This window comes from Pseudomonas sp. R84, assembly GCF_009834515.1.
Taxonomy (GTDB): Bacteria; Pseudomonadota; Gammaproteobacteria; order Pseudomonadales; family Pseudomonadaceae; genus Aquipseudomonas.
Genome location: NZ_CP019426.1, coordinates 5,434,431 through 5,457,417 on the forward strand (window position 1 = coordinate 5,434,431; position 22,987 = coordinate 5,457,417).

A 22,987-nucleotide genomic window follows, 5' to 3' on the forward strand; every position below is an offset into this window, starting at 1 on the left:
GTTTTTTTTATTGACTGGTACGGCGGCTAATCAAGAACACCTAGCTCCTTGGCCCGCGCGACCGCCTGAGTTCGACGCTCCACCCCCAATTTGCTGTTGATATGGCTGGCATGGGTTTTCACCGTATGAAGCGAGATGAACAACTGCTCGCTGATCTGCTGGTTCGAACAGCCTTGGGCGATCAGGCGTAGCACTGCAAGCTCCCTGCTACTGAGCTGTTCGGCGGCACCAGACTCAACGACTGGACGTCCCGCCGCAGGCGGAAAATGCTCCAGCAATTGCTGCCCTGATAATGTCGGTATCATCTGCAATTGCCCGCGCAACCAGTCCGCATGCCCCTTCACCAAGGTATCGAACGGTTGCAGCACGCCCCCCGCCGCCGCTTCCAGTGCCTGACTCAATGCTTTGCGGGCCTCAGTCTCTCGTCCACCCACCAACAGCAACGCCACTTTTTGCGTCAACGCCATCACACTGAGCAACTGCCGCCCGGTCTGCTGACCGTTTTCATGCAATACATTCAGCCGCCCTTCGGCGAGCATCGGATGCCCTTGAATCATGTCGAGCAACGCCTGTTGCAGTTCAACATGCAACGGCAACTGAGGATGAAACTCTGGCGGCGCAGCGGCGCGTTCACCCGTGTACGTCTGACCAAGCCGTGCGAGCCAGGCCTCGGCCAGATCAGTGCGCCCCTGCGCCAGCCACAGTTCACATTTGACCAGCGTGATCATCGCCAGATAGTAGATCGGCGGCACGTCCCAGATATGCATCAGGCGTTCGGCTTCGGCGAGTTCGGCAAAGGCCTTGGCGAACTCGCCACTGCTGCCGTCCAGTCGAGCGATGACGCAGTGGCCGATCAACACGCTGATATCGCGACAGGCCCGTGCCTCGCCGATCCCGGCCATCAAACGTGCGCGCGCGGCCTGAGGCTGCAAGCGCATGGCCAACAGGAAGCCCTCGTACAGGGTCAGCCGTGCGCGCACCGCGTACAGGCGTTGCGGCGATAGACCGCGCAGGCGCTCAAGACCCTGATGGACTTCATCCAGTGCGCGCAGAATTTCACCACGTGATTGCAACACCCGTGCACGGTCGTAATGGGCCAAAGCTTCGAACAGCGGATTGCCGACCCGTTGCGCCAGTTCAAGGGATTCACGGTTAAGACCGCGTGCACGCCACAGATCGCCGTCGGCGATGGCCAGATTAGACAGGGTCGATAAACACATCAGCCGCTGGCCATAACGTTTCGCCGGCAGGCTTTCCAAAGCTTCACTGCAGTATCTGAGCGTCAGCTCACGATGGCCGCGACCACGGGCAATGATTCCGCTAAGTGCCAGCCATTGCGCCAGCATCGACTTTTGCGCGGTGGCCGAAGGTGCCGGCAGGAAGCGGCTCAAGTGGCTGGACAACTCCTCGGCGGCATCGAGCTGGCAGGCCAGCCCCAGCGCCCAACTGTAGAGAACGATCAGCCGCGGCGTGCTGATCAGCAGGCTGTCGGGCAAATCCATTTTCCAACGCAGCAGCATGCCGACGTTTTGCTCGGCCAGCAGTTGCTCCTCGGAGAGGTTCTGCACCAGGTTCGCGGCGACATCGAGGTGACCGGCGCGCAACGCCTGTTCAACCGCTTCATCCAGCAGCCCCTGTGCGTTGAACCAGCGACAGGCACGCAAATGCAGCGTTGCAGTCGGCACCATCGCTTGCGCAATCGGCCGGCTGCGCAGCAGATCCGAGAACAGATGGTGATAGCGATACCAGTGACCGTGCTCGTCCAGCGGCACCAGAAAGACCTGATGCGCCAAAAGGAAACGCAGGATCTCGGCGCTGTCATGAGCTTCGCGCACGGCATCGCACAGCTCACTGCAGAAGCGTTCCTGTGGCGCCGTCTCGTAGAGAAAGGCTTGCACTTCTGCTGGCAGACAGTCGATGACCTCTTCCAGCAGATAGTCGCGGATCAGCCCTTCACCGCCGTTCAGCGCTTGCGGTAACGCCGCATCGCTGCCGGCCTCAGACACCGCAAGCAGCCAGAAACGTAAACCGGCGACCCAGCCCTCGCTGCGCTGGATAAGGTTTTCCAGCGCTTCACCGCGCAGTGAGCTGCTGTGGCGATCAAGCAAGGTCAGCGCTTCGTCGTGGGTCAGGCGCAGATCCTGTTCATGCAACTCCAGCAACTGTCGGGACAGACGCAAGCGCGCCAGATGCCAGTCCGGGCGCTGGCGACTGGTGACCATCACCAGCAAGCCATCAGGCAGGTGATTGAGAAAAAATTGCAGGCAACGGTCAAGCACCGGGCCTTGGGCGAGATGATAATCGTCGAGCACCAGCAGCAGTGGTGCAGCGGAATCGAGGTGCAGCGCCAGCTCATCAAGCAAACCGTCGAGCCACTCTTCGAAGGCAAATGGCTGATGGCGTTGGCGCATTTTCAGCAGGCCGAGTGCGCGACTGCCCAGTTGCGGAAAGTAGTCCTGCAAGCCTTCGAGCAAACGCTCGAGAAAGCGGCCGGGGTCACTGTCGCGAGGACTCAGGCCGAGCCAGAGACTTTGCCATTGCGGCGGCAGACTCTGACAGAACTCCACCGCCAGAGAACTCTTGCCGAACCCGGCAGGGGCGCTGACCAGCAACAGCCGCCCACCGAGCCCGGCCTGCAGGCGCTCGCAAAGACGTGGTCGCAAGACGTAACCGTCGGGCAACGGAGGGCGAAAAAAACGCCCGTCCAATGCCGCGACAGCAACACTTGCGGGACCCGGAAGTGGGGACAGATCAGTCATGGCCGGCTCTTGTTCGAATTGCTGTTGGCGGCGTTGCAGATGTCCGCAGACTAGCCTTAAACGAACCGGTTATGAAGGTTGCTGCTACAAATGGCTACAAAAAGGCTACACGAACCTTTGAACCCAACCCCGTAGGAGCTGCCGCAGGCTGCGATCTTTTGACTTTGACCTTTCAAAATCCAAAGCAAGATCAAACGATCGCAGCCTGCGGCAGCTCCTACAAAAGCGGTTCAACAGTGCGCCAGAAAAAGCAAAAAAAACGCCCCGAACCAGTCGGGGCGTTTTCACGAGGATGCGGCCTCGAATTACAGCGGGTTAGCGAACACCATCCTGACGCAGTGCGGCCGGGGTGAAGTCGCTGGTGGTGGCAGTGAAGCCGAAGTCATACGCACTCTTTTCCTCGTTCTTCATGCCCAGTGCCAGATAGCGGCCGGACTGCAGGTCGTAGAGGGTTTCCAGGGCGTACCACGGCACTTGCTTGTCGTAGTAGTTCTCGGCATGCGCTTCGGCAACGCGCCACAGTTGGCCACGACCGTCGTAGTGATCGATCACCGCGGCTTGCCAGGTGTCTTCGTCGATGTAGAAGTCACGTTTGGCGTAGATGTGGCGCTGACCTTCCTTCAGGGTGGCTACCACATGCCACACGCGGCGCAGCTCGTAACGCGCCAGATCCTGATTGATGTGGCCGGCCTTGATGATGTCGGCGTACTTCAGTTTCGGATCGTCGAGCTTGTAGCTATCGGAGGCGATGTACATCTCTTTCTTGCCTTCGAGCTTCCAGTCGTAGCGATCCGGCGCACCGTTGAACATGTCGAGGTTGTCGGAAGTCCGCAGGCCATCCGCCGCAGTACCCGGACCGTCATAGGAGACTTGTGGCGCACGACGCACACGACGCTGGCCGGCGTTGTAGACCCACGCCGAACGTGGCTCTTTGACCTGATCGAGAGTCTCGTGCACCAGCAGCACACCACCGGCCAGACGCGCCGGCGCGGTCACTTTCTGCTTGAAGTAGAACAGGATGTTGCCCGGATTTTTCGGGTCGTAGTCCTTCATCTTGTCGCGGAACACGAACTGATCCTGGAAGTACACCAGGCTGTACGAGCCGTTCGGTTGCGGCGTGGCCTGGGTCACCAGACGGGTCACGCTGCCACCGCGATAGCGGGTGATGTGGTTCCAGATGACTTCCACACCGCTTTTCGGAATCGGGAACGGCACTGCCGTATCGAAGTTTTCCAGACCGTTGCCGCCGGACACCAGATTGGTGGTGGTGGCGTTTTTCTTGATCGCGGCGAACACGTCATCCGGCACGGTTGCGCCACGGTGGGACGGATAAACCGGCATCTTGAAGGTCTCCGGGTAACGCTTGAACATCGCGTATTGGCCCGGCGCCAGTTTGTCCTTGTACTTGTCGACATCCTTGGCGGTGATGGTGAACAGCGGTTGTTCGCTGGCGTAAGGGTTGGACAGGAAGCCCCGCGCATCGACGCTGCCGGCATTTTTCGGCAGCGGCTTCCACGCCGGGATCGAATTGTCGGCATTGCCGGCCATTTCCGCGCCCATCGGCGTCAGGCTCTTGCCCAGCTTGTCCGCTTCGGCAGCAGGCACCGCGGCCATGACGCCGGTCGCCAGCAGCGACAGGCCCAGAACACCGGCGTGGAACAGACTCTTTGTTATTTTCATAAATTCGTTCGTCCTGAATGCAGTGCTTAGAAGTTCACGCCGAAGCTGAGCGCAACGAAGTCGCGGTCATCCACAGTGGTGTACTTGCCGTCGAAGAAGTTGGTGTAAGCCAGGCTCGCGGTGTAGGTGTTCTGGTATTCGGCATCGACGCCCAGGCTGACCGCTTTGCGACCTTCCTCGAAGTTGCCGCCAGGGCCTGGCGAGTAACCGCTGACGTCGTGGGACCAGGCCACGTTCGGCTTGAGGTTCACACCGGCGAAGACGTCGTTGTATTCCCAGATGGCGCGACCGCGGTAGCCCCACGACATCGAGGTGGTGAAGCCGTCGTTATCGCAATTGCGGCTGCGGTTGTTCTGCGGCGAACCCGGTCCTGCACCGTTGATGGTGCTGGCGTTGAGAATGTTGGCGCAGGTGTTGGTGGTGCCAGTGGCCGGCAACTCGCCCGGGCCATACACCGGATCGCGGCCATAACGCTTGTCGGAACGGCTTTCCAGCCCGCCGACGTAGGTCGCGCCGACTTCACCGACGAGGGTCAGACGGCTGGCGCCCATGACCTGATCGAAGAAGTGCGTGAACGTTGTCTGGATCTGGGTGATTTCCTTGCGCTCGTAACCGTGCAGGTCTTGACCCGGCACACCATTGAGTATCGAAGCGTTGGTCAGTGCGCCGCCGATCGGACGCACACCGGCGAACAGGATGTCGGTGGAGTTCAGTTGCACCGGCGCGTTCGGACGGTAGCTGATCTCACCGCTCCACGCCGTACCGGTAGGCAGGGTGGTGGAGAAGCTCAGACCGTAGAGGCGAATGTCTTCAGGGTATTCAATGAAGTAGTTCGAATTGCCCGCGACCAGCAGCGGTGCAAGTGCCGCAAACGGCCCCGGCAGCGCGCGCGCCGTGTTGTAGACCGATTGCGGCGCACCGGTGGCGCTGAAGATCGGCGCACGGCTGTGGTAGTTCATGAAGTAGGCGCCGAACTCGGTATCGAGCGGCTCGTACATGTACTTGAAGGACGCGCCCCACTGGCCGCTGTCACGCGCATCGCGGTCCGGGCCACGGCGCACCAGAACGCCCTCTTCGTTGACGCTGACGCCGTTGGCGGCCAATGGGCCAAGGGCCACGGCCGGGATTTGCGAACGCTTGTTCAGCACGCGCAGGTTGTCGTTGCAACCGTCGGCGACGATGTCCGGCTGCGAGAAGAACGTGCCGCAGTTATCGACGACGGTCTGGTCCCATTCCAGTTGATAGAACGCTTCGGCCGACAGGTTTTCGGTGAGGCTCTGGGACACGTAGAACATGTTGACCGGGATCAGGCCTTCCTTGATCTCGGCGCCCGGACGACGGAACGCGGAAACGTCGATCGGGTTGATCGAGTTGATGCCGCCGCCGATGAAGGTACTTTCACCCCAGCTCACGACCTGCTTGCCCAGACGCACGGAACCCGGCTGATCGGCAATCGCGTAGTTGTGGTAGACGAAGGCGTCGAGGATCTGCCCGCCGGACGACTTGGCGCCCTCTTTGCGACCCGAATCACTGATGTCCTTGAACTCGCGACTTTCATCCTTGAGTTCGAAGTCGTACCAGTACTTGCCACGGACGAACACACCGGTGTCGCCGTATTTCAGTTCAAGGTCATGGATGCCCTTGAAGATCTTCGAAAAGGTTTCACCGCTCTTGAAGTTGGCGTGACCGTCATCGGACGTCTGCGACAGGCCGTGGCCGCCGTTGTTGACGCCAATGAGGTTCTTGTTCGGGCTCTGAGTAGACCAACTGGCACCGATCGACAGGGACGAGTCGAACTGGCCCTCGATTTCACCGACGTTGAAACTGACGCCGAATGCGGGCCCGGCGAGCGAAGAGGCAAGACTGACTGCCAGAGGCAGTTTCGCCCGGCGCCAGAACTGGTTTACTGAGGTCATCGACGCTACTCCATGTGCATTATTGTTATGGCAGTGAGTACTTTTAAAAACGCCTGAAGGACCGGGTGCCAGAGACAACCCGAAATCACTTCAAAGATGCATCGCCCCGATTTGTGCGTGTGCTCCGTTCTTAAAAATCCTTGAGCGGACTATAGCCAGCAGGTGGTACCGCTTGATCCCTCTAAAGTGTGATTTGCAGCTGCCGGCCACTCTGGAACAGTCCTTTCGCCAGACCGACGCATGTCGGCACGGCAAGAATGGCTGATTTTTTCGATTTCACAAGCCAAGCGCTTGCTTGGTGGGTCTGGCGCGCCGTTTTCGGCGCGCCAGCAGACACTTAAAGTGTCGAGAGGAAGGTGCTGTTGTTGGCCTGCCATTCGGTGATATCGAGGCGGATGCGCTTCTTGTCGAGCTTGCCGACACTGGTCTTGGGAATTTCGGTAACAAGGGCGATCTGACTCGGAATCGCCCACTTGCTCAAGTGGCCCAATTCCACGAACGGCTTGAGGTGCTCCTTGAGCTCACGTGCCCCGATCACATGCCCTTCGCGGATCACCAGCAAGGCAAACGGGCGCTCGCCCCACTGCGGGTCGGCGATGCCCACCACTGCTACTTCGCGTACCGCGACGTGACGACTGATCAGGTCTTCGAGGTCCAGCGAAGAGATCCACTCGCCGCCGGTCTTGATCACGTCCTTGATGCGGTCGCGGATGTCGATCACGCCCATGCTGTCGAGCGTGGCGACATCGCCGGTGTGCAACCAGCCGCCGGCCCAGAGCTCGGCGCCCTTCTGCGGCTCGTTGAAATAGCCTTCGGTGAGCCACGGCGCACGCAGCACCAATTCGCCTTGAGTCTCGCCATCGGCCGGGAGAAAGTTACCCTCGCCGTCGACAATCGCCGCTTCCACCAGCGGCCCCGGTACACCGGCCTTGATCCGGTAAGTGGTGCGTTCGTCTTCGGTGCCGGCCATCAACTCGTCATTGAGGTGCGCACAGGACACCAGCGGACCCGTTTCCGACATGCCATACGCGGCAGTCAGCTGAATGCCGCGCGCCTTCGCGGTTTCATACAGCGTGCGGTTGAGCGCACTGCCGCCAATGACAATTTTCCAGCCGCCGAAATCGGTGCCTTGCGCCCCTTTGGCATTGAGCAGCATCTGCAGGATGGTCGGCACGCAATGGGAGAAGGTGACCTTTTCCTTGCGCCACAGCTCCACCAGAAACTCGGGATCGTAGCGCCCCGGATAAACCTGTTTAAGGCCAAGCATGGTCGCCACGTACGGCAGGCCCCAGGCGTGGACGTGGAACATCGGCGTGATCGGCATGTACACATCGTTGGTGCCAAGCAGGCGCACGCTGTCGATCGAGCCCATGATCGTCGACACGCCCATGGTGTGCAGCACCAGTTGCCGATGGGTGAAATACACGCCCTTCGGGTTGCCGGTGGTGCCGGTGGTGTAAAACGTGGTGGCGACGGAGTTTTCGTCGAAGTCCTGGAAATCGTACTGCGGACTCGCCGCCGCCAGCAGTTGCTCGTACTCGCCGACCAGATTCGGCAGATCGGCGGTTTTCTCCGGCAGATCGGTCAGCAGCAGGGTTTTCTCGACCGTAGTCAGGTGCGGTGCGATCGCCTGGTACAGTCCGACGAACTCGCTGTTGACCAGCACAAAGCGGTCTTCGGCATGGTTCATGGTGTAGAGGATCTGCTCCGGCGACAGGCGCACGTTGATCGTGTGGATCACCGCGCCAATCATCGGAATCGCAAACATGCATTCCAGGTAACGATGGCTGTCCCAGTCCATCACCGCCACAGTGTCACCGGCCTTCACACCGGCCGTCGTCAGCACGTTGGCTAACCGCGCCACGCGCTCGATCAGGGTCGGGTAGCTATAGCGAATCTGGTCGCGGTAGATGATCTCGCGGGTTTTCTCGTAACGGGCCCCGGACATCAGCAGCCGTTTGATCAGCAATGGATACTGGTAGGCCCCATCGGCCGGGGGAATGACGCGAGTCTGCAACATAAGAATCCCTTTTCTGACTGCACGGTGTTGGCGTAGAGATTGGTACTCTAGAACCCTTATACGCCTGCCAAATCAGCCAAAGGAATGATTTGCAAAGCCGTACAAATGCTAGCTTTGCGCCAGCATTTGCCGGTTTTCGTCTTCGGTCAGGCGGTTTGTCCCACAGCCTCTTCAGAAGGCGTGCGTGGGAAAACCACCGCAGCGAGGAAGGTCAAAGCTCCGAAACCCGCAAGAATCAAGTACAGGCCTACAAAACCATGGCGCGGTTCGACATAGGAAATCAGTGGAATCGCCGTAGCACTGGCGCCGAACGATAAACAATAACGCAGGGCGAAGATTCGCGATTGCCATTGCGGGGCGACGAAGTTGGCGACCATCGCATCGTTCACTGTTACCTGACCAAACACCACGAACATGAACGCTGCCCCAAGGGCGATCACCGCCCAGCCATCGGCATAGGCCAGCGCAAATAACAGCGGTGCCTGGCACAGCGTCAGGACAATGAACGGCCATTTCAGGCTGAGACGATGCAACACCCGGCCAATGCTCAACTGCGCCACCGCGCCAAAGGCATAGGCCAGACTGACCACCACGCCGAGGGTTTGCGGCGAAGCGAACAGCTCATGCAAACGTTCCTCAAACAGTTTCGGATAAGTCATGGTGGTGGCGTTGAACACCACGCCGCCAGTGGCGGTGGCCAGCGCCAGCACGCCGAACACCATGACCATCGAAATGCGCTGGCCGGCGGCACCTTTGAGTGGTGTGTGCAGGCGCTTCGGAATGGGTTCTTCACGCACCTGCAAGGCGAAGCTAATCCCCAGCACAATCGCCACTGCGCCCGGCATCAGAAACGCCGAGCGCCAGCCGAACTGCGCCACCAGCAAGCCTGTGATCAGCGCCGAAAACGCCACGCCCAGATTGCCCCACATGCCGTTGATGCCGATTTCACGGCCACGGTTTTGCGCATAAGCCACCAGCATCGCCGTGCCGACCGGATGGTAAATCGCGGCAAAAATACCGATCAGGGTCAGGCCGATCACCAGCATGCTCGGACTGTTGCTCAGCCCGGTGAAGATCGCCGAAGCGCCGATACCGAAGAAAAACACCAGCATCATCTGCCGCCGGCTCCAGTGATCGCCGAGCCAACCAGCGGGTAGCGAACAGGCGCCGAAGGCAATGAAGCCGCCCAGCGACAAGCCGATCAGCGCGGCGTAATCGAGACCGAAGGCCTGAGTCATGCCGAGCACGGCGGCGGGAAAAATCAGCATGAACATGTGATCGATCACATGCGCGGCGTTGATATAGCGAATGACGTTTCTGGATTGATTCATGGCGGCACGCTTTACGTTGTTGTGTACCACCTATGCTAAGTTGGCGAAAAAGCGCATTCCTGCCACATAAGTCACTCAATCAGACATGTTGATCAGCCATTTCGAATACGGTCCGGTGAGCGCCTACCCCCGGGATTACCTGGACGGCGCGCACCAGCCGTTGCATCTGCATCGTGAGGCGCAGTTGTTGTATGCCGTCAGTGGCATCATGCGCGTGGTCACGGAATCGGGTGCCTGGGTGATTCCACCGAGTCGTGCAGTGTGGATTCCGCCCGAGGTGGCGCACGAGATTTTCATGAGCGGCGACGTGCAGATGCGCTCGCTGTTCATCTCGCCCGCGCTGTCGCCGGCCGCCCTGCAACAATGCTGTGTGCTGGCGGTGACGCCGTTGCTGCGAGAGCTGATCCTGCGCGCGGTGCAAGGGCCGCCGCATGCCGACAATCCGCTGATTCAGCAATTGATGCTGGAAGAACTCGCCAGCCTGGAAAACCTGCCACTGCACATTCCGATGCCCACCGACCGGCGCCTGCAAAACATCTGTCTGGCGCTGCTGCACACGCCCGATCACCCCAATACGCTGGAAGACTGGGCGCAGCAGGTCGGCGCCAGCTCACGGACGTTAGCGCGGCTGTTTCAGCAACAAGTGCAGATGAGTTTCAACGCCTGGCGCCAGCAACTGCGCTTGATGGAAGCCCTGCCACGTCTGCTCGCCGGGGACAGCGTGCAGCGTGTGGCGCGGGATCTGGGTTACGGCAGCGCGCGGGCGTTCAGCGCGATGTTCCGCCGTTTGCTCGGGGAGAATCCCCGCGATTACCTCAACACACTGAGCAAGCTCAGCGAACTCGTGTAGGAGCTGCCGAAGGCTGCGATCTTTTGATTTTGTTGTAAAAAGACAAGATCAAAAGATCGCAGCCTTCGGCAACTCCTACAAAAGGCAATCAATGCATCTCGGTAAACGCGATTTTCACGCCGAGAGCGATCAGCACCGCGCCCATGGTGCGATCGAACCAGTGACCCATGCGGGCGAAACCGGCACGCACGCGTTGCTGGCTGAACAGCATCGCCACCAGGCAAAACCAGATGGCCGTCGCAACGGCGAGATAAACGCCATAACCGGCCTGCACCGCCAGCGGCGTGTGCGGGTTGATCACCACCGTGAACAGCGACAGGAAGAACAGCGTGGCTTTCGGATTCAGACCGTTGGTCACAAAGCCCGAGGTGAACGCGCCGCGAGCGGTGCGCACACCGGCCTCCTTGTGCAGATCATCGGTCACGGTTTTTGCTGGTTGCGCACGCAAGGCTTTGAAACCGATGTACAGCAAGTAAGCCGCCGCTGCCCATTTCAACGCGTTGAACAACACGATCGATTGCGACACGATCAGGCCGATGCCGAGCAGCGAATAACCGACGTGCAGGAAAATCGCCGTGCCTACGCCCAGCGCGGTCCAGGTACCGGCGCGACGACCGTGGGTCACGCTCTCGCGCACCACCACGGCAAAGTCCGGGCCAGGGCTGGCGACGGCCAGCAAGTGGATCAGTGCAACGGTCAAGAACTCGGTCCAGTACATGGGGGCTCCTTTCGGCCAAGCGTATCAATTTGTTTCATCTGGTAGGCTCGGCAGATTACGCCCAACGCTCACAGCACAAAAGGTACAGTTGATGACGAACACGCGCCGCGCGGTATTCCTTGATCACCCTTCGCTGGATCTCGGCGATCTGGACCTCAGTCCGTTGCGCGAGTGTTTCAGCGATCTGCAGCTATTCGCCCAGACCTTGCCCGAGCAAGTTGCCGAGCGCCTGCAAGGTGCCAGCGTGGCGATCAGCAACAAGATCCTGATCGACGCCGCCGCGATGGCCGCCAATCCCGATCTGAAACTGATCCTGATCACCGCCACCGGCACCAACAACGTCGACCTTGCTGCCGCCCGCGCTCAGGGCATCACCGTGTGCAACTGTCAGGGTTACGGCACGCCGTCGGTGGCGCAGCACACGATCATGTTGCTGCTCAACCTCGCCACGCGTCTGGCCGATTATCAGAAAGCTGTCGGCGAAGGTCGTTGGCAGCAGGCCAAACAGTTCTGCCTGCTCGACTACCCGATTGTCGAACTGGAGGGCAAAACCCTCGGTTTGCTCGGTCATGGCGAACTCGGCGGCGCTGTGGCGCGGCTGGCCGAAGCGTTCGGCATGCGCGTGTTGCTCGGGCAGATTCCGGGCCGCCCTGCTCGCCCGGATCGTTTGCCGCTGAATGAACTGCTACCGCAAATCGACGCCCTCACCCTGCACTGTCCGCTCAACGAACACACTCGCCATTTCATCGGCGCCCGCGAACTGGCTTCGATGAAGCCAGGCGCGTTCGTGGTCAACACCGCCCGTGGCGGTCTGATCGATGAACAGGCGCTGGCCGATGCCTTGCGCAATGGCCACCTCGGCGGCGCGGCTACCGATGTGTTGAGTGTCGAGCCGCCGACCCAAGGCAATCCGTTGCTCGCGGCGGACATCCCACGCCTGATCGTTACACCCCACAACGCCTGGGGTAGTCGCGAAGCACGGCAACGCATCGTCGGCCAATTGACCGAAAACGCTCAGGCGTTCTTCAGCGGTAAGGCGCTGCGGGTCGTCAGTTGATAAACTGCGGCACTTTTTTTTGAGGAGCAGTTATGGATCCGCGCAGTGAAGTACTGCTTCGTCAGCCCGAGTTGTTTCAAGGTTCGTTGCTCTTGGCCGGTTTGCCCGCCGACGATTTGCTCGGGCGCCTGCCCAACGCATTCGGCTGGTGCTGGCATGCCGGCGACCAGGCCGCGCTGGACGCCCGTTTCGAAGGCCGCAGCCATTTCGGCGTGAACGTGCCGGAGCGCGAGTTCGACAGCGCCGTGGTGTTCCTGCCCAAGTCCAAAGACCTGACCGATTACATCCTCAATGCCGTGGCCTCGCGTCTGGCCGGGCGTGAAGTATTTCTGGTCGGGGAAAAGCGCAGCGGCATCGAAGGCGCATCCAAGCAGCTCAACCCGTTCGGCAAGCCGCGCAAACTCGACAGCGCGCGGCACTGCCAGCTCTGGCAGGTCACCGTGGCAAGCGCACCGGAAGCGAAATCCCTGGAGAGCCTGGCGCAGACCTATGAATTGCCACTGGCCGAAGGCCCGCTGAAAGTCATCAGTCTGCCGGGCGTGTTCAGCCACGGTCGACTGGATCGCGGCAGTGCCCTGCTGCTGGAGCATCTGGACAAACTGCCGAGCGGCCATCTGCTCGACTTCGGCTGCGGTGCAGGGGTTCTGGGCGCTGCGGTCAAACGTCGCTACCCGCACAATCAGGTGACCCTGCTCGATGTCGATGCCTTCGCCGCCGCCAGCAGCCGCCTGACATTGGCGGCCAACGGTTTGGAAGCTGAAGTGCTGACTGGTGATGGTATCGATGCCGCGCCGATGGGTTTGAGTGCGATTCTGAGCAATCCACCGTTCCATGTCGGCGTGCACACCGATTACTTCGCAACCGAGAACCTGCTGCGAAAAGCAGCCAAACATCTGAAAAATGGCGGCGAACTGCGCTTGGTGGCGAACAGCTTCCTCAAGTATCAACCGCTGATCGAAGAGCATCTGGGCGTCTGTGCAATCAAGGCCGAAGGCAATGGTTTCCGGATTTACCGAGCCAAGCGCGGCTGAAACCTCTTTTAAAAAAGAGGCTTGCTCAATCGGATTTGCCTAGGCAGAATCCGCTCCGTCCTAGGGGAGTAGTCTCCCACGAGCGCCATGCTCGTCCGGCATACGTCAACATACTTGATCCTCAGATCATGGCGTATGCGACCCAAGCGTCCGCAGCAGACGGATCGCAGGGTTTGACAAGACCTATGACACGCACACCTTACCCGGGGCGGGAAGGCTGTACGTGTCATAGCCGTGTCGACCCGCCCCTTAGGAAATCCTGATGCTGGACTCGTTACTCGTTCCCACCGCAATCGTTGCCTTGGCCGAAATCGGCGACAAGACGCAACTGCTCGCGCTGATTCTCGCCGCTCGCTTCCGCAAACCCTGGCCGATCATTGCCGGCATTGTCGCTGCGACCCTGGCCAACCACGCAGCAGCCGGTGCGGTAGGCGCCTGGTTCGGCAGTTTCTTCTCGAATGCGACACTGCACTGGATCCTCGCGGCGAGCTTCACAGCCACGGCGTTGTGGACGCTGGTCCCGGACAAAATGGATGACGATGAAACCAGCACCGCGCGCAAGTTCGGGCCGTTCCTGACCACGCTGATTGCGTTCTTCCTGGCGGAGATGGGCGACAAGACTCAGGTCGCGACGGTGATGCTCGCGGCGCAATACCCGGATCTGTGGCTGGTAATTATCGGTACCACTGCGGGCATGTTGATTGCCAACGTGCCGGTGGTGCTGGCGGGTAATTTTGCTGCGGACAAATTGCCCCTGACCTTGATCCGTCGCCTTGCGGCTTCGGCGTTCATGATTCTGGCAATCGTTGCGGTGTACAAGGCGATGCAGAGCAGCGGATGGGTTGGATAACGCTAACCGACGATACAAACTACCTATCAATATAAGGCGATCGATAGCTGTCAGAGTTGACAGCTATCGTCACCGTATTAACGGGCCTACATTCATGACTTCTGATCTCACTGAACTTCACAAGGATCGTAATCATGAGCAAGCCCAAGCATTACTCCAAACTAAGCAAGTCCGGCATCATCATTCCCTACATGCCTTTCAGCCATTCTTGCGCGTACAAGATAACCGTCGATGAATTTGATCCGAAGCGGGTGCATTTCCTGCTGACAGGGCTCACTGAAAACGGTCTGAAAGAATTGGCATTCCTGGACGGGAGAGCTGACCTGCTCGCTCAAAACTTTGGTGGTTACAGGAGTCGTGCTACTGAATACGGGAGTGACTCATCCGACAGTTACTATTGGACGTTTCCTGCCGCAGGCACGCCGACCCACTTCACAATTTCAGACGGTGCGGGAAACCCGTTCAGGATCAACTTCACAAAGAAAAACGCTCGAGAGTTCAAGTTCGAGTGCGAGTTCTTCCTCGTGTTTGGGAAAGATCATGACTACGACCCGCGCGGTAACTACATCTTCATCGATTATCTACTGCCCTCACCAGGCTCCGTGCTAAGAGACAACTTTGCCAAATGCATAGCCCGGCAAATAAAACGGGTCAAGGCGCTCTCGCTGTGAGAGCACCTTTTTTACTCAGGATTTCGGCGCCTGTTCGTACAACGGCATAACCTTCGGAATCGCCGCCTGCAACGAGGCGATCCGGCTGGTCGAAGCCGGGTGAGTGCTCATGAACTCCGGCGGCGAACCTTCCGACGCCTTGCTCATCTTGTTCCACAGAGTGATCGCGGCATTCGGGTTGTAGCCCGCACGAGCGGCCAGCTCCAGACCAATCAGATCAGCTTCGTTTTCGTTGGCACGACTGTTCGGCAGGGTCATGCCGTAGTTGGCCACGGTGTCGGCCAGCGCCAGGCTGTCCTGACCCAGACCGAGCAACGCACCCGCACCCTGCTTGGCCATTTCAATCCCGTAGGCTTTGGACATCGCTTCACGACCGTGCTCGCGCAAGGCGTGGGCGATTTCATGGCCCATGACCGCGGCAATTTCATCGTCGGTGAGTTTCAGGCTGTCGATCAGCCCGGTGTAGAAAATGATCTTGCCGCCAGGCCCGCAATTGGCGTTGAGTTCATCGCTCTTGATCAGATTGACTTCCCATTGCCATTGCGCCGCATCCGGACGGAAGTTCGGCGCTTGGGCGATCAGGCGGTTGGCAATCGCCTGAACCCGCTTGGCCTCGGGACTGGTCTTGTCCAGCACACCTTTGCTGGAGGCCTCGCCGACGGTCTTCTGATACGACTGGGCATACATCTGGTCGACCTCTTGCGAGGACAGCATGCTGAACATGTACTGCTTGCGCTCCACACCCACGGCACCGCCGCTGGTGGTGTTGACCGACTGACAACCGGCCAGCAACAGCGCTGCGCTCAGTGCACTTACAACCAATGTCTTGTTCATTCAAAAGCTCCCTGAAAACCTGCGCGTATCCTAGGCGGGTAATTGTATCGACGCCAGATACAACGGACGTGTTGCAGCGACTTTCAGACGTTTCCCGCCAAAACTGTCGTAAAAAATTCACAGCGTTCACCAAGCCCGCAGCAACTGCGTCGTGCACGGACCCATTTGCGACATCGGCTTGCAATTGCACCGGCTCGCACTCATGGCCCAATCCCGCCTGCCGATACATCAGCGCAGACGTCCTCTTGCGTGCGGAGCTCCCATGAAGTTCAAGTCGATCCAGTTTTCCGTCGCCGCCCTGGCCGGCGCCATCGTGCTTAGCGTGGTGGCCGCGCTGGTGCTGTATGCGCTGTTTTCCGGCGCCCGTACTCAAGAGATGGTGCAACAGCGCACCCAGGCGCAGTTCGAGCAAGTCATCGAACAGCGCCTGACTTCGCTGGCACAAACCCAGGTCAGCCAGATCCAGCGCGAACTCGAAGCACCGCTGCTGATTGCCGGCGGACTGGTACGGGTCAACGCCCTGCTCGGCACGCCGGGCACCGATGGCCAGCCGCGCCTGAGCGTCAGCCGCGAGCAACTGATCAGCCTGATCAAAGAGAACGTCGAGCAGAACCCGAAAATTCTCGGCACCTACATCGGCTGGGAGAAGAACGCCCTCGATCACAATGACGCAGCTTATGTGGGCACCAGCGTGGTTGGCATCGACGCGGCCAACGGGCGCTTCCTGCCGTGGTGGTTCCGCAACGATGACGGCACCCTCGGCCTGGACAAACTGGTTGACGTCGACGACCAGAAAACCCTGTCCACCGGTGTGCGCGCCAGCGAGTACTACCTGTGCTCGAAAGAGAGCAAAAAATCCTGCGTGATCAATCCGGCGCCCTACAAGGTCGGCGACAAGATCGTCATGCTCGCCTCCTTTATTGAACCGATCATGCTCAACGGCGCCTTCCAGGGCATCGTCGGCGCCGATCTGTCGGTGAACTTCATCCAGGAAATGCTCCTCGCTGCCAACCAGAAGCTCTACAGCGGCGCCGGGCAAATGGCTCTGATCGGCGGCAATGGCCGCATAGTTGCCTACACCAAAGACACCAGCAAATTCGGCGAAAAAGTCAGCGATATCCTCGATGCCGAGCAGATTGCCAACATGGCCAATCTCAAGCGCGGTGAAGTGACTTACTCGGTCAACAAGGACAAGGGGCGCATCGAGTTGTACCTGCCGTTCGGCATCGGTCAGACCGACGCGCGCTGGACGCTGATGCTGCAACTGCCGCTCAACGCCGTGATGGCGGATCTGCAAAAACTGCAGGCCGACCTCGATGCGCAACGCAAATCCGACACCTTCGGCATGGCCATGGTCGGTCTACTGATCGCCGGCCTCGGCCTGCTGGTGATCTGGCTGGTCGGCCACAGCATCGCCCGACCACTGAAGCAGATGGTAGCCATGCTCAATGACATCGCGCAGGGCGAAGGTGATCTGACCCGACGCCTGAGCAGCGATCGCAGTGATGAACTGGGCTCGATCGCCAAGGGCTTCAACACCTTTTTGGCCAAGTTGCAGGCGATGATCACGCAGGTGGTGACGTCGGTGCAGAGCGTCAGCGATTCCTCGGAGCACACCGCTGACATCGCGATTCGCACCAACATCGGTATCCAGAAACAAATGGCCGAGATCGATCAGGTGGCCACGGCGGTGCAGGAAATGACCGCCACCGCACAGGATGTCGCGCGTAATGCGACTCAGGCTGCGCAAGCGGCCAACCATGCCGATCAGGCGGCGAGTCAGGGCATGCAGATTGTTCGTGACACATCGAACTCGATTGGCATGCTGGCGGTGGAAATCGGCAAGGCCGTAGACGTGGTGCAGACGCTGGCCAAGGACAGCGAGAACATCAATGCGATTCTCACGGCGATTCGCGGGATTGCCGAGCAGACTAACCTGTTGGCGCTGAACGCGGCGATTGAAGCGGCACGTGCCGGTGAGCAAGGTCGCGGTTTTGCCGTAGTGGCCGACGAGGTGCGCAATCTGGCGCAGAAAACCCAGAAAGCCACCGAAGAAATCCAGAGCATGATCCAGCAGCTGCAGCAGGGCACGCGCGATGTGGTGCGGGTCATGGAAGACAGCCAGAACCGCACTGATGAAAGCGTGCAGCACGCGGCGAAAGCGGCTGAGGCTCTGGAGACCATTACGCAGGCGGTGTCGGTGATCAACGACATGAATACGCAGATCGCCAGTGCGGCGGAAGAGCAGAGCGCTGTAGCCGATGACATCAACCGCAACGTGATCAATATCGGCCAAGTAGCGAATGAAGTGGCGGGCGGCGCGGATGAGTCGAGTTCGGCGAGTGCGGATTTGACCAAACTGGCGGAGCAACAGCGGCGGTTGATCAATCAGTTCAAGGTCTGAAAAGCCAAGAGCCCCCCTCACCCTAGCCCTCTCCCAGAGGGAGAGGGCTAGGGTGAGGGGCTTTTGATCTACAGGCTTTAACCCGGGGTCAAACACTCCGGCCCATTGAGTTTCGGATCATTGATCAGATTCGCCAACACCCGCTCGCGCAACGCACCCGGCTCACTGGCCAGCAACCCCTGCAACACATGCAAAGGCGTTTCGGGATCCAGCCACGCCGCCTGCCCCACCTCATCAAGAATTAGCGGCCGCCGCTGACTCGACGCCGGTTGAGTAATCACCGCCGTGCTCAACCAGACCTGCTCCTGCACCGGATACGCCTCCCAAATCGCCGCGAAAAACAGCGACGAGCCCTCCCCCGGCGTCAGCCAGTACGGCCGCTTGCGCTGGGTCCCGCGCCACTCGTAAAAACCATTGGCCGGCAACAGGCAGCGACGCTGACGCAGCGCCTCACGAAACATCGGCTGTTCCGCAACGGTTTCCGCACGGGCATGCGCCGGCGTCTTCGACAGATCAGTCAGCCACGGCGGTGTCAGCCCCCAACGAGCGCGAGCCAGGGTGCGCTGGCCATCTTCACCGGCACGCAGCATCAACACCGAATCATTGGGGGAAATGTTCCACTGCGCCTGCTGATCGGCGGGAAAACCTGGCAGGGCCGCGAAATCGCGGTTCCAGCGAAACAGGGCATAACGTCCACACATGGGGCAACACGACTCTGAAGTAAAACGAAGCTCAGCCTAACAGACCAGCGTCCCGGGGAAGCTCTCCGGTTCATCGCCGGGCAGCGGCAGCGCGGCATTGTACGCGGTGATCAGCTCGCGGGCGTATTCGGCCTGATCGTTATCGACGGACAGTCCCAGCAGACCGAAAATCGGTAACTCGCCCGTGCCACCGAGCAAATCGCGGCCGATCAAGTGCGCTTCTATGCCTTCACTGGCGAGCATGCCCTTGAGCATTTCACCTTCCATCAGGTTTTCCGGCTCATAGATTCGCTGCATACGCGGCCCTCACTCGTTTTCGCTGAAAACTTCCAGAAACCAATCCTCTTCGTGGACCTGCAACACGAACGTTATCGGGCAGCAACACACCTGACAATCTTCGATATAGGTCTGATCACCGCCGGACAGGTCCACTGACGTCTCGACCGTTTCCCCACAATAAGGACATTCGTATTCAGCGGTTTCCAGCATCGCGGTCTCCCAAGTGACTTGTGCGTATAATCGCCGGTCTATTTGCAGGGCTATTTTTGTCTGGCTACTTTTTCAGACCGTGCCCCGCGGGTTTTCGATCAAAACCTTTACTTACCCTAGCCGTTTCCAACAAGAGAGCATGATGGGCGAATTCGATGCCATCCGACCTTACGACGACAGCGAAGTACCTGTGGTACTGGCAAGACTGCTCGGCGACAAGGCGTTTCTAGATATCCTCACCCACTTCCGCTTCCCGCGTTTTGCCGGTGCCTTCGGCTGGATGCTCAAACCACTTATAGCCCATCGGCTGCGTCGTGAGTTCGCCGACGTGACGTCGGTGGCGACGTTGCAGGACAAGGTCGAGTCCTACGTCGACCACACCATCGAGCGCGCCACCGACGGCGTGACCTACACCGGTGTCGAGCAATTCAAGTCCGGCAGCGCCTATCTGTTCATCGCCAACCATCGCGATATCGTGATGGACCCGGCCTTCGTCAACTACGCCGTGTACCACGCCGGCCTGCCGACGCCGCGCATCGCGATTGGCGACAACCTGCTGCAAAAACCGTTTGTCAGCGACCTCATGCGCTTGAACAAGAGCTTCATCGTCCACCGTTCGATCACCGGCCGTCGCGAAAAAATGGCCGCGTATCAACTGTTGTCGGCGTACATCAACCACTCGATCCGCAACGATTGCGCCTCGATCTGGATCGCTCAGGCAGAAGGTCGGGCGAAGGATGGCGATGACCGTACCGAGTCGGCGATTCTCAAGATGTTCCACATGAGCCGCAAGGACGAGCCGTTCGGTGAAGTGATCCGCTCGCTGAATGTCACCCCGGTGTCGATCAGCTACGAATACGACCCGTGCGACCAGGCCAAGGCCCGCGAGTTGTACATCCGCGCCACCACCGGCACTTACGCGAAAGCGCCGGGCGAGGACGATGTGAGCATCGCCAAGGGCATCACCGGCTACAAGGGCCGCGTGCACGTGAACTTTGCCGCGCCGATCACCGAGCTGTTCGAAGACACCAAGCAATTGGCGATCGAGATGGACAAGCAGATTCTCGGCGGCTACCGGTTATTTCCGGTGCATTACCTGGCGTACGCGCAGTGGGCCGATGCCGATCCGCAATTGAATGTGCCTAAGGCTGTCGAAGTGTTCCCGGCGGATGAATTGGCCAAGGCGCAGGAAGAATGGCAGAGCCGGCTGGATGCGTGCCCTGCAGAGCACCGTCCGTATCTGGTGCTGCAATATGCGACGCCGGTGCGCAATCAGTACCGGGTCAAGGCTGGGTTGCCGCTGTAAGCGGTTTCCACCTGACGCAAAAACGGCGCCTTCGGGCGCCGTTTTTTATGCCTGAAGCTTTTAGAAGCGCGTGCTGATCCAGGAAACGACCAGGGCCAGAGCGAGGCAAGCAAAACCGAAGCGATAGAAAAACCGGTTCATGCGCAAAGTCGCCCAATCCAGTATCGGCTCGGCATTCGGCTGCGCCTGACGCTGGGCGGCAATGCTAGCCATCGCGCGCTGCTCACGGCGGCGAGTGGCGTGCAGCAGCCAACTGCCCGGAAACGCCAACAACAGCGCCAGCAGGTTGATCAACTTGGCGGGATGGGCGGTAAACAGCGTCATCAAGTGCAGCGACATCACAGACCTCTATCTGAACCGGTATGGCAGACGCCAGATCGACGACTGCGGCGCGGATTCTACCCAAACCTTGCTCCCCTGCCCCAGCCTTTGCGACAAATTACCTGACAATCGACCGATGGCTGTCCTGTGTCACGGCATCGTCATATGGATAGGCCACCCTGCGCGCCTCGAAACACACATGGAACGCGACATGCTTCACGCTGAAAACCAGGATCGTCTGTACCTCATCACCCCTTACGACGAACAACAGAGCCTCGTCGGCAGCCTTGCCTTCAATGTTCAGGATCGCCATTGGCTGGTGTATTGCGCGCTGGGCGGGCATCAGCATGCGGACTTGCCAGAGACGGATTTGCTGACGGGTGTCAGCGTTCTCGACTTCTACTCCCAGGCTGCCTGAGCAAAAAGCCCCTCACCCTAGCCCTCTCCCGGAGGAAGAGGGGACTGACCGGGTTGTTCTGTCGAGGTACATCGACCTGAAAAACTCGAGTGAACTCCGGTTCTGAAAAACCGCCGATCGGCTCCCTTTCCCCCTCGCCCCCCCTGGGGGAGAGGGCTGGGGTGAGGGGGTACGATTTCATGCCCGACAAAAAAGCCCGAGGCCATAACTGATCCCGGGCTTTTTCACATCCGCCGAAAACTTACTCAGCCAGAACCTGACCCACCGTCGGATCCTTGAACAGACGCGTCAGCGCATCGCTCAATACATCGCTGACCAGTTTGGTGTTGGTTTCCTGATTCGGCGCCATGCCGAAACGCTGGTCCAGCGACGCACCATAACGGCCGCTGTAGCGACGGTTGGCGTTCTGCACGTCGGAGCGGAAGGTCGCGCCGATGGTCGCTTCAGTCACGTACATGCCTTCTTTCGGCGACTGATACTTCAGCTCGGCCAGAGTCACGGTCAGCTGCGGAGCATTCGGTGCGTTGCTGGTCGGGGTGAAACCCAAGAGGCGCACGGCAGCTTCGGCCTGAGCCTGCAGCTTGGGCAGGATCTGCTCGCGCTGCACGGTGATGGCACTGGTTTCCGGGTACAGGCCGCCGCGGGTACCGAGGGTTGGCGACGGCCGACCGTCGACAACACGCACGACCACTGGCTGGCCACGGCCGACCGCTGGCAGCTGGGTGGTCAGCTTCGGCTCCGGGTTCAGTTGTTGCGGGCTGTGGGCGCAGCCGGCCAGGGTCAAACCGGCCACAGTGATCAAACCGAACAACAGGCGTTGCAACATGCTCTTCTCTCCAGAATCAGGCACAAACAGGCCGGCAGTATAGCGGTGGGCCACTGCGGGTAACCAGCGCCCGGCAGTGAATACTGAAATGTCTGACAAACCCTTGGGAAAGCGGTTCCTGTCACAGATTATTCACCCGCCATACACGTTCACGTCACGGCACCTTGGCAACCTTGCAATCAGTCCCCCACAAGGTACTCAACCATGCGTTATCTGATCTCGTTGTTCGCACCGCGCCCGCTGCACCGCAGCTTCGCCCTGCTCGATCGCAACGGCCATTGCCAGGCATTCAAGCAGTGCAGCCTGCAACCAATGGGCGACGGTTGGGTGGAAATCGAAGAAATCCGCCTCAACTGGTTGCACCAGCCACTGCCCGCCAGCGCCCGCGTCATAGCGTCGCAGCCCCGTGCACGGGTGCAAGCGATGTTGAGCATCTGACCGGATGCCTAATAAAAGTCATTAAACACGAGCAACTGCCCGCATTTCTTCGATACAATCTCCCCCCGATTATAAGGACGTCTCCTGATCGGGCCCCGCAACAGCGTCAATGCGCATGCATTTGACATCAAAATCGCCCACAGAGAGCCGCCCACACAGATCGAGTGAAGTTGGCGCGCTTGCCTGTTCTTCCGGCAAAAACCCCGCTTTTCGCGAATCTGCAGAGCTGTCATGACGCTCGGCCACCGCGTTGTTTTTGCCCTCGGGCAAGGTGCCAGGCCTGGACAGCCCTTTTTTGAGGTTCACGTCTTCAAAAGAGCGTGAAAAAAACGGGTTTTCACAACTTCACAAGAGTGTGGCGAGCAAA

At 59.6% G+C, this 22,987-nt stretch carries 21 protein-coding genes and 1 riboswitch; of the genes, 9 read left to right on the top strand and 12 right to left on the bottom strand.

Annotated elements, in window-relative coordinates; all coding sequences use genetic code 11:
• Nucleotides 1-26: 26 nt before the first annotated feature.
• The 5 genes from PspR84_RS23950 to PspR84_RS23970 form a co-directional block, all read right to left on the bottom strand.
• On the bottom strand, nucleotides 27-2,759 hold the full coding sequence (locus PspR84_RS23950) for a LuxR C-terminal-related transcriptional regulator (RefSeq protein WP_160059364.1): 2,733 nt from the start codon (nucleotides 2,757-2,759) through the stop codon (nucleotides 27-29).
• Nucleotides 2,760-3,074: 315 nt separating this feature from the next.
• Complete coding sequence (locus PspR84_RS23955; protein ID WP_160059365.1) at nucleotides 3,075-4,439, bottom strand: DUF1329 domain-containing protein; 1,365 nt, start codon at nucleotides 4,437-4,439, stop codon at nucleotides 3,075-3,077.
• 26 nt (nucleotides 4,440-4,465) lie between these two features.
• Complete coding sequence (locus PspR84_RS23960) at nucleotides 4,466-6,355, bottom strand: DUF1302 domain-containing protein (protein ID WP_160059366.1); 1,890 nt, start codon at nucleotides 6,353-6,355, stop codon at nucleotides 4,466-4,468.
• 337 nt (nucleotides 6,356-6,692) lie between these two features.
• Nucleotides 6,693-8,375 (bottom strand): fatty acid--CoA ligase, encoded by a 1,683-nt coding sequence (locus tag PspR84_RS23965; RefSeq protein ID WP_160059367.1) that lies wholly within the window; start codon nucleotides 8,373-8,375, stop codon nucleotides 6,693-6,695.
• Between the two features lie 146 nt (nucleotides 8,376-8,521).
• Nucleotides 8,522-9,706, bottom strand: a complete 1,185-nt coding sequence (locus tag PspR84_RS23970) for an MFS transporter (RefSeq protein WP_160059368.1) — start codon at nucleotides 9,704-9,706, stop codon at nucleotides 8,522-8,524.
• 85 nt (nucleotides 9,707-9,791) lie between these two features.
• On the opposite strand from PspR84_RS23970, the gene PspR84_RS23975 reads away from it, so the two are divergent.
• Nucleotides 9,792-10,556 carry a helix-turn-helix transcriptional regulator gene (locus tag PspR84_RS23975; RefSeq protein ID WP_160059369.1) on the top strand — a complete coding sequence of 255 codons (765 nt, stop codon included), beginning with the start codon at nucleotides 9,792-9,794 and terminating at the stop codon, nucleotides 10,554-10,556.
• Between the two features lie 88 nt (nucleotides 10,557-10,644).
• Here PspR84_RS23975 and PspR84_RS23980 read toward each other — a convergent pair whose 3' ends face one another.
• Nucleotides 10,645-11,274, bottom strand: coding sequence for a LysE family transporter (locus PspR84_RS23980; protein ID WP_129395456.1), 630 nt, complete (start codon nucleotides 11,272-11,274; stop codon nucleotides 10,645-10,647).
• A gap of 91 nt (nucleotides 11,275-11,365) precedes the next feature.
• Between PspR84_RS23980 and PspR84_RS23985 the strand changes: the two genes are divergently transcribed.
• From PspR84_RS23985 to PspR84_RS24000, 4 genes are all read left to right on the top strand, one after another.
• Nucleotides 11,366-12,331: a 2-hydroxyacid dehydrogenase gene (locus PspR84_RS23985; RefSeq protein ID WP_160059370.1), complete on the top strand. Its 966-nt coding sequence runs from the start codon at nucleotides 11,366-11,368 to the stop codon at nucleotides 12,329-12,331.
• Between the two features lie 32 nt (nucleotides 12,332-12,363).
• The gene (locus PspR84_RS23990; RefSeq protein ID WP_160059371.1) at nucleotides 12,364-13,362 is read left to right on the top strand and encodes a class I SAM-dependent methyltransferase; all 999 of its coding nucleotides are present in this window, start codon (nucleotides 12,364-12,366) and stop codon (nucleotides 13,360-13,362) included.
• Nucleotides 13,363-13,413: 51 nt separating this feature from the next.
• Nucleotides 13,414-13,536, top strand: a riboswitch (yybP-ykoY riboswitch).
• An 88-nt stretch (nucleotides 13,537-13,624) separates the two neighbouring features.
• Complete coding sequence (locus tag PspR84_RS23995; RefSeq protein WP_160059372.1) at nucleotides 13,625-14,212, top strand: TMEM165/GDT1 family protein; 588 nt, start codon at nucleotides 13,625-13,627, stop codon at nucleotides 14,210-14,212.
• Nucleotides 14,213-14,346: 134 nt separating this feature from the next.
• A complete protein-coding gene (locus PspR84_RS24000; protein ID WP_160059373.1) occupies nucleotides 14,347-14,883 on the top strand; it encodes a hypothetical protein in 537 nt (178 codons plus the stop codon).
• Nucleotides 14,884-14,898: 15 nt separating this feature from the next.
• Here PspR84_RS24000 and PspR84_RS24005 read toward each other — a convergent pair whose 3' ends face one another.
• Nucleotides 14,899-15,717 (bottom strand): M48 family metallopeptidase, encoded by an 819-nt coding sequence (locus PspR84_RS24005; protein WP_007912815.1) that lies wholly within the window; start codon nucleotides 15,715-15,717, stop codon nucleotides 14,899-14,901.
• A gap of 262 nt (nucleotides 15,718-15,979) precedes the next feature.
• Between PspR84_RS24005 and PspR84_RS24010 the strand changes: the two genes are divergently transcribed.
• Nucleotides 15,980-18,121 carry a methyl-accepting chemotaxis protein gene (locus tag PspR84_RS24010; protein ID WP_160059374.1) on the top strand — a complete coding sequence of 714 codons (2,142 nt, stop codon included), beginning with the start codon at nucleotides 15,980-15,982 and terminating at the stop codon, nucleotides 18,119-18,121.
• Nucleotides 18,122-18,198: 77 nt separating this feature from the next.
• Here the strand turns inward: PspR84_RS24010 and PspR84_RS24015 are convergent, their stop codons facing one another.
• The 3 genes from PspR84_RS24015 to PspR84_RS24025 are packed head-to-tail and all read right to left on the bottom strand — an operon-like array spanning nucleotide 18,199 to nucleotide 19,311.
• Entirely contained in the window at nucleotides 18,199-18,822 is a 624-nt protein-coding gene (locus PspR84_RS24015; protein WP_160059375.1) for an SOS response-associated peptidase, read from the bottom strand.
• Between the two features lie 36 nt (nucleotides 18,823-18,858).
• Entirely contained in the window at nucleotides 18,859-19,119 is a 261-nt protein-coding gene (locus PspR84_RS24020) for a DUF2007 domain-containing protein (protein ID WP_007912819.1), read from the bottom strand.
• A 9-nt stretch (nucleotides 19,120-19,128) separates the two neighbouring features.
• On the bottom strand, nucleotides 19,129-19,311 hold the full coding sequence (locus PspR84_RS24025; protein WP_160059376.1) for a CPXCG motif-containing cysteine-rich protein: 183 nt from the start codon (nucleotides 19,309-19,311) through the stop codon (nucleotides 19,129-19,131).
• 142 nt (nucleotides 19,312-19,453) lie between these two features.
• Between PspR84_RS24025 and PspR84_RS24030 the strand changes: the two genes are divergently transcribed.
• On the top strand, nucleotides 19,454-20,617 hold the full coding sequence (locus PspR84_RS24030) for a 1-acyl-sn-glycerol-3-phosphate acyltransferase (protein WP_174244479.1): 1,164 nt from the start codon (nucleotides 19,454-19,456) through the stop codon (nucleotides 20,615-20,617).
• Between the two features lie 60 nt (nucleotides 20,618-20,677).
• On the opposite strand, the gene PspR84_RS24035 is transcribed toward PspR84_RS24030, so the two are convergent.
• Nucleotides 20,678-20,956: a hypothetical protein gene (locus tag PspR84_RS24035; protein WP_077574500.1), complete on the bottom strand. Its 279-nt coding sequence runs from the start codon at nucleotides 20,954-20,956 to the stop codon at nucleotides 20,678-20,680.
• Nucleotides 20,957-21,149: 193 nt separating this feature from the next.
• Between PspR84_RS24035 and PspR84_RS24040 the strand changes: the two genes are divergently transcribed.
• On the top strand, nucleotides 21,150-21,356 hold the full coding sequence (locus tag PspR84_RS24040) for a hypothetical protein (protein ID WP_008083982.1): 207 nt from the start codon (nucleotides 21,150-21,152) through the stop codon (nucleotides 21,354-21,356).
• A gap of 241 nt (nucleotides 21,357-21,597) precedes the next feature.
• Here PspR84_RS24040 and PspR84_RS24045 read toward each other — a convergent pair whose 3' ends face one another.
• The gene (locus PspR84_RS24045; protein WP_160059378.1) at nucleotides 21,598-22,182 is read right to left on the bottom strand and encodes a YajG family lipoprotein; all 585 of its coding nucleotides are present in this window, start codon (nucleotides 22,180-22,182) and stop codon (nucleotides 21,598-21,600) included.
• 204 nt (nucleotides 22,183-22,386) lie between these two features.
• Here PspR84_RS24045 and PspR84_RS24050 point away from each other — a divergent pair, with 204 nt between their 5' ends.
• On the top strand, nucleotides 22,387-22,620 hold the full coding sequence (locus PspR84_RS24050) for a hypothetical protein (protein WP_007912834.1): 234 nt from the start codon (nucleotides 22,387-22,389) through the stop codon (nucleotides 22,618-22,620).
• Nucleotides 22,621-22,987: the final 367 nt, after the last annotated feature.